Source organism: Haladaptatus ordinarius (assembly GCF_054177595.1).
This window is the reverse complement of the sequence record NZ_JBPEHH010000152.1, coordinates 1-7,181: the sequence shown is the minus strand read 5'-3', so window position 1 is coordinate 7,181 and position 7,181 is coordinate 1. Positions and strand designations below refer to the sequence as shown.

7 protein-coding genes are annotated in these 7,181 nt (G+C 51.7%); 5 read left to right on the top strand and 2 right to left on the bottom strand.

The features are described from left to right. Window positions 1-87 precede the first annotated feature (87 nt). Window positions 88-219, bottom strand: coding sequence for a pyridoxamine 5'-phosphate oxidase family protein (locus ACR3FF_RS24795; RefSeq protein ID WP_458190794.1), 132 nt, complete (start codon window positions 217-219; stop codon window positions 88-90). 173 nt (window positions 220-392) lie between these two features. Next, on the bottom strand, window positions 393-2,039 hold the full coding sequence (locus ACR3FF_RS24790; protein WP_458190793.1) for a thiamine pyrophosphate-binding protein: 1,647 nt from the start codon (window positions 2,037-2,039) through the stop codon (window positions 393-395). Between the two features lie 486 nt (window positions 2,040-2,525). Between ACR3FF_RS24790 and ACR3FF_RS24785 the strand changes: the two genes are divergently transcribed. The 5 genes from ACR3FF_RS24785 (at window position 2,526) to ACR3FF_RS24765 (ending at window position 6,915) form a co-directional block, all read left to right on the top strand. Beyond that, window positions 2,526-3,977, top strand: coding sequence for an aldehyde dehydrogenase family protein (locus ACR3FF_RS24785; RefSeq protein ID WP_458190792.1), 1,452 nt, complete (start codon window positions 2,526-2,528; stop codon window positions 3,975-3,977). Between the two features lie 71 nt (window positions 3,978-4,048). Beyond that, window positions 4,049-4,570 (top strand): thiamine pyrophosphate-binding protein, encoded by a 522-nt coding sequence (locus ACR3FF_RS24780; RefSeq protein WP_458190791.1) that lies wholly within the window; start codon window positions 4,049-4,051, stop codon window positions 4,568-4,570. Beyond that, window positions 4,567-5,181 carry a thiamine pyrophosphate-dependent enzyme gene (locus ACR3FF_RS24775; protein WP_458190790.1) on the top strand — a complete coding sequence of 205 codons (615 nt, stop codon included), beginning with the start codon at window positions 4,567-4,569 and terminating at the stop codon, window positions 5,179-5,181. Before ACR3FF_RS24780 ends, ACR3FF_RS24775 begins: the two co-directional genes overlap by 4 nt. Window positions 5,182-5,257: 76 nt before the next feature. Next, complete coding sequence (locus ACR3FF_RS24770; RefSeq protein ID WP_458190789.1) at window positions 5,258-5,962, top strand: ABC transporter ATP-binding protein; 705 nt, start codon at window positions 5,258-5,260, stop codon at window positions 5,960-5,962. 92 nt (window positions 5,963-6,054) lie between these two features. Then, window positions 6,055-6,915, top strand: a complete 861-nt coding sequence (locus tag ACR3FF_RS24765; RefSeq protein ID WP_458190788.1) for a VOC family protein — start codon at window positions 6,055-6,057, stop codon at window positions 6,913-6,915. Window positions 6,916-7,181 lie beyond the last annotated feature (266 nt).

Genomic DNA, 7,181 nt, shown 5'->3' with positions numbered 1-7,181 from the left:
GCGCTCTCACTGGAGTGAGACCGCCGTCTTTGGTTGAATCATTCGCTCATCCGCGCCAGCTACTCTCGTCTCGCCCCAGAAACCGAGTCAGTAATCAGGAACGATGGGAACTACCGATACTGGCGTGACCTGCGGATGTCCGTTCGGAAGGAACGACGCGAACGTCGCAATTGACGGCTTCTCGAACAGATCGAGTTTGTCGTTCGGAATTGAGGCCATACGGCCTTTGGGAGACAATCCCACAAAAGACTGCTGTACGGAGAATGTATTGCTACAAAATCGGTGAATCTGCATACCTACTTATCCGCTATTCCACTCTCGAGAATGTCGAACAAATAGGAATTCCCCAGATTCGATGAGAAATCGACCGGGCTGTATCGGGTGTTCGCTCGTCAGTACGGGGGGAATCCTGGACGTGCAACGTCTGGGTGGGTACGCGCATCGAGGACGAGTGGAATCGACGGTCGTTCATCCAAAAAGTCGTCTAACACGTCAAGGTCTGCGGTTGAGCGTACGGTTGCTGTACGTGCACCAAATCCTCTCGCAATCGTTGCAAAGTCAGGACTGGAATACTCTGCTGCAGTCTGCCGCTCAAACTCGAGAAGTTGCCGATGCCGGATAATACCATAACTCTCGTCATTCAGCACGACGAGAACGATCGGGAGTTCTAGTCTAACGGCAGTTTCGATGTCCTGTATCACCTGCAAAAGAGAGCCATCTCCTGCATAACAGACAACGGTCTTGTCTGGTGCACCATACTGGACACCGATTGCCGCTGGTAACGCATATCCCATCGTGCCAAAATTCCCATTGATAAACATCCGACCCTCGTCGTTGATGGGATGGAAAACAGCGGGGAACCCAGTGTTGTTCCCGGAGTCGACAGTGATTATGACGTCATCGGGAACACGGTCTGCGACAGACATAGTGAGTTCACGTGGATCGATCCACTCGGACGTACTTTCGGAATCGAAATCGAGGGTCGTCCCGACACTCTGTATAGTCGATTTGATGGTCGCCGTACGATCGGGGTATGCTTCCAGGCTATCGGCAAGATGTTCAACCGTTGCTCGTGCATCACCCAGTATCCCGACTGTTGGGTCGCGATGACGCCCCAGGGCGTTGGGATCGATGTCGATTTGAATGACTTCAGCGTCCTCAAAGAGCGCTCCATATCGCGTCGACTTACCCGAGAGCTGGGCACCGACGGTGACGATGACGTCCGTATCCCAGAGAAGTTCGTCGTTCGCTGGAGTCATGAACGTCCCGGCAATTCCCGAGTGCAGTGGGTGGTCGTCCGCAAAGAGGCCCTTTGCAAAGTAGGTCGTGGCAATTGGTGCACCGACTGTCTCGGCGAGGGCAACGACTGCATCTGCAGCATCAGCGTGCATTGCACCGCCACCTGCAAGGATTGCGGGGTGGTCAGCCTCGGAGAGCAACGAGACGGCCTCCTCTAAGTGAGTGGGATCCGGATGGATATGTTGCTTCACGCGAGGAATTGGTCGATACTCGATCTCTGGTGCGGATGCATCCTGAATGTCGGTCGGCAGTTCGATAATGGCAGGCCCCCGGTTAGCACGCGCCTTAGCAAAGGCTCGTCGAAGCGTCTCTGGAAGTGTTTCTGGCGTCTCAACGCGAGTCTGGTAAACGGATATCGGTGCGGTGAATGTCTTGTGATCGAGGTACTGAAGAGACGTTTCACGGCCGGAAAATCCGGTATCACCGACGAGGATAACGAGAGGGACGTTGTCGCGATCGGCAGCAGCGATACCAGTCGCGCCGTTCGTTACGCCAGGGCCATGTGTGAGTGTACAGACCGCGACATCTCCCGTAAGTCGTGCATAGCCATCCGCCATCCCGACGGCGACTTGCTCGTGGCGTGCATACGTGAACTCGACTGAGTGGTCGTTCGTGCTATCGATTAGATGTGAGTTACCCTCCCCGATGAGACCGAAGAGATTCGAAATCCCTTCGCGTTCAAGTGCATCAAGGATATAGGTACTACCCGTCTTACCGGATGTCGTGCTATTGTCTGTCATTATTCGGATGACTCGTAGTCGATTGGTGCTCAGTGCACATCAGCTTTGACTGCCTCGGTTATGCGATGTGCGCTGTAGTTGTCAAAATTCCACGTCGTTATAAGTATTTGCCTGTCGTCTATCTTTTCTGGAAAACACCACGGGATGGACACAACAGGTGATTTGGCACTGTCTAGTTAAGCGATTCTGGTGTAGAGTGGCGTTTCAACGTCTCTACCGTGAATGGATAACGAATCTCTTCGTCTCATTTTGACTCGATTTTCGGTGAAGCAATTGAATTCCGTCTTCTCACGGTGCAACCGATCTCATTATCAAGAACCAGTCGCTTTCGAACGGTGCATAAAACCTCGTCAATCGTACCGCTGTCACTGAGTTTTCCTTATCTAGACAGTGCCGGTGATTTCCCTCTAACTAGTTTTTGGGTTTTGCAATTCAGTAAACCCAAACTTTGAATATACTTACACTCGAACCTTGTCACCAATCCACATGACCGACGGAGAGACAACCAGTGGTGTCACTGGTCATATTATCGACGGAAAAGAAGTCGCTGCGAAATCCGGCAAAACGTTTCCTATCGTCGATCCGGGAACCGAGGAGGCGTTTGCTGAAGCTGCAGCTGGTAGTGCTACTGATATCGACCAAGCTATCAAAAGTAGCATCGATGCAAAAGCCGATTGGCAAGCACTCGCCCCTGAGGAGCGTGGACGACTCCTTCGAGATATTGCAAGCACACTTCGCGACAATACTGACGACCTTGCTGACATCCTGACCCGAGAAAACGGGAAACCAATCTCGCAAGCGAAACACGACATTGCAGTGGGAGCGCGGTATTTCGAATACTACGCAGGAATCGCTGATAAGATACATGGCGAGAGCATCCCGTTGACGAGAGAGTACGTTGACTATACTATCCAAGAACCATTAGGTGTGACAGGTCATATCGTTCCATGGAACTTTCCGGTGATGTTGTTCGGGCGAACTGTCGCGCCAGCGTTGGCAGCTGGGAATGTTGCTGTGGTCAAGCCCGCCGAACAGACTCCCTTGACAGCCGTTGAGGTAGCAAAACTCGCGCTTGATATCGGGCTCCCTCCTGGTGTGCTAAATGTAGTAAATGGCTTCGGACCAGAAGCCGGAGCTCCACTTGCAGGACACGAAGAAATCGACGGTATCGCCTTTACTGGGTCCGTTCCAACCGGCCAGGAGGTGGCGACACTCGCTGTCAAGAATTTCAACCCAGTTCATATCGAAGCCGGTGGAAAGAATCCGAATGTTGTCTTCGCCGATGCAGACCTCGAACGGGCTCTCGATAGTACGGTAACCTCGATCTTTGGACTCAGCGCAGGACAGGTATGTTCGTCCGGTGACCGACTCCTCCTCCAGGAAGATATCCACGATGAGTTCCTCGAACGACTCACCGAGCGAACTGAGCAACTTTCGATTGGCCCGGGGCGAGAAGACCCGGACGTCGGTTCGATCGTTTCGGAAACTCAGTTCAAACGAATCTGTGACTACATTGACGTCGGTCGAGCCGAGGTCGATGATCCGGTTACTGGTGGCGATACCCTCGACGGTAACGGATTTTTTATCCAGCCAACCATCTTCGACGGTGTTGAAAACGACCTTCGTATTGCACAGGAAGAGATTTTTGGTCCCGTTCTCTCGGTGACCACATTCGAAAATGAACGAGATGCGATTCAGAAAGCGAACGATACGAAGTACGGCCTCGTTGCCGGAGTGTTTACCAAAGATAACGGCCGTGCTCACCGATTTGCACGGGATGTGCAGGCGGGACAAATCTACATCAACGAGTGGTTCGCAGGTGGTGTCGAAACACCGTTCGGTGGCTACAAAATGAGCGGCTTCGGCAGGGAAAAGGGACTCGAAGCAATCGAGAACTTCACACAAACGAAGAACGTATGTGCGAATATCAGTCGATGAATCGGTTCCAGACATCACACTCGCATCGAGGTACAGCGACTAAAATACACACACTGATAAACAGATAAATCATGAAAGCATGGGTTGCAGACAGCGTAGAAGCATTGAAGCGAGCAGATGTCGAGTTCGTCGCGTATCTCCCAGATTCGAAAATTGCACCGTTAATCGAAGCGGTCGAAGCCGACCCAGAGTTCGAGACAGTGCTCGTCGAACGGGAAGAGACAGCTGTCGGTATTCTTGCTGGCGCATGGGTTGGAGGACGACGCGGGGCACTACTTTGTCAGTCGAGCGGACTCGCAAACTCGATCAATGCGATCGCTTCTCTTACCATTCCTGCCCGGATACCGTTCCTCGGGATTGTTACACGGCGAGGGAATCTCGGTGAATTCAACATTGCTCAAGTACCAGGCGGATACAATCTCGATCGAATTTTAGATGATCTCGGGGTTCGAAACACAGTACTTAGCTCAACAACAGACGTCGAACAGTCTGTACAGATGGCTGGAGAAACTGCGTTTGCAACGAAATCACCGTACATCGTTTTATTGGAACAGACGATTACTGGTCGTAAAATGGAGGTGGAAAGCGAATGACAGAAAATAATTCATCGGTGGCAGCAGACCAGTACGAGTGTACACGTTATGTGGCAGAAGAAACGCCCGAAACCGTCTTTGTCTCGAATCTGGGCTTTGCGTCGTACGTACTTGCTGCCGTCACGGATCCTGACCGCTCCCGCAACTTCTACCAGTGGGGAAGCATGGGCGTCACAACCGCGGTCGGGTTAGGCCTTGCACTGAGCACCGATGACCCTATCACGGTTCTAGACGGAGATGGTTCCTTGCTGATGTCGTTGGGAATTCTCTCAACAGTAAGTAAGTACAACCCTCCTAATCTCACGATAGTACTGTGGAACAACGATATCTATGGGACGACTGGTGGACAGACAACGCACTCTCAGCATACCGATTTTGAAGGAGTCGCTGCGGCATGTGGTCTCCAGGCGACAGCCGTCAAAACGGACGAAGCGTTTAGAGAGGCGTATCGAGATGCAATTGCATCAGACGACGCGGTACTTATCGTCTGCCATGTCGAACCTGTCGAACCGGAAGCGAGACCACCCTTCGATTATCCAGCAATTTCACGTCGAGTCCGGAATGCGCTCGTACAATCTTCGCAAGTGCAAGGAGAAGAACTCCACGAATGATTTAAATGGTTTCGCATACGAAAAGGTGATAGATGAAGTGTGAGAGAATTGTTGTCGATGTTCAAAGAGCATATATATGACACTTCTCGAAATCAGAGAATTGGATGCAGGGTATAATGAGCTACAGATACTCTCATCCATTCACCTCACGGTTGATGAGGGAGAATACGTCGCAATTGTCGGACCAAACGGAGCAGGTAAGTCGACTGTGATGAAGACGATCTTCGGATTGACGACTCACATGGGTGGGTCGATTCAGTTCAACGACACCGAAATCAGCAATGAATCGCCCGAGGACATCATCAGACATGGGATTAGCTACGTTCCACAAACAGAGAATGTATTTTCTACTCTCACTGTCAAGGAGAACCTTCGGATGGGAGGGTATATCGAAGGCGGCATCTCAGAGGAACAACTACAGTCCGTCTACGAGCGCTTCCCGATTCTCAACGAGCGGAGTGATCAGCGGGCAGGCACTATGAGTGGCGGACAACAACAGATGCTCGCGATGGGACGTGCACTGATGCTCAATCCGGACTTACTACTGCTTGATGAACCAAGTGCCGGACTTGCACCGGATCTCGTTGGTGAAATGTTTGACAAAATCGAGGAGATTAATGCGGAAGGGACTGCAGTCCTCATGGTTGAGCAGAACGCAAAAGAAGCGCTCAAACGGTGTGACAGAGGGTACGTCCTCACTCAAGGTGAAAATCGTTTCGAGGATACCGGCAAGGCGCTTCTCAACGATGAGGAGGTTCGTCGGCAATTCCTTGGTGGCTGATGCTCGCATTGCCTTCTGCATCGAACGTCCAATAGCGCCACAGACAACACATCAACAATAACATTTTGCGAATGGCTCTCTACGGATCGAATATGCTCCAATCCATCGACCATGTTACTGTCGCTGGCAGCGCTATTGACACTCTCGTTGACGCGTTCAATTCGGCAGGGTTTGCGACCGAGTACGGAGGTGCTCACTCAAATGGAACAACTCACATGTTCGTTGTCGGTTTTCGAGATGGGAGTTATATTGAACTCATCTCTACCCTTCCAGAAGCGGAGAAGGCATCGTGGTGGAACACACATATTCGAGAAGATGGTGGGCCGTGTGCGTGGTGTCTTCAGGTCGAAAATCTAGAGACTGTCGTTCAAACCTTACGCGATCGGGGAATTACTGTTGAGGGGCCAACACCCTTTACCCGAAATCGACCCGATGGTGTTACCGTCGAGTGGGAACTCGCTTTTCCTGGAGAGGGTGAACCTGGGTCGACTCTCCCTTTTTTGATCGAAGATCACACCCCTCGTGACCGCCGCGTGTCGCCGACCGGTTCTCTTGCTGATTCACCGCTCGTAGGGGTCAAACGCGTTATTCTCGGCATACCAAACCTTGACGATGCCGTTAGCGAATTCCGAACTGCCTTCGATCACCCAATACCATACAAAGATAGAGTTAACGCAGATTCCGTTGATTTCGAGGCAAATCTTGGTTGGTTTCCTGAAAGCCCAGTAGTCCTTGCGGAACCCAATGGTGGGTGGCTCACCGAACGGGTCGAACAGTTCGGTGCTTCACCTTGTGCGTTCATTCTGTCAACGAGAGACCTTTCAGAAGTAGTCGATTCTATGCCGCTCACCACGGCGCCGACAACGATTGGTGGCGAGGACGTCTATTGGATTTCACCGACAGGGACGTCTATTGGATTTCACCGACAGAACTCGACGATATCCGGTACCTAGGGTTGTCTCAGGAGAACGAAGTCACCAATCGCTTCGGAGAGTGAGCGGTTCAGCGATTTCAGCGAGTTGAGGGAAATGTAACTACTATTCCGCTGGACTCGTAGACGCCGACGATTTTCTGACAATGTTGAATCACTAGTGAGTATATTCGCTAGTTGTCCACTCTGGCTCAAGAGACCAGTTGCTGACACGTAGTAGCCAGAATGAGGCGACTGAATCAGTCGCCTGATTCAGCCGCTGTCCGGATTGGTGCGTAATGAGGCTAC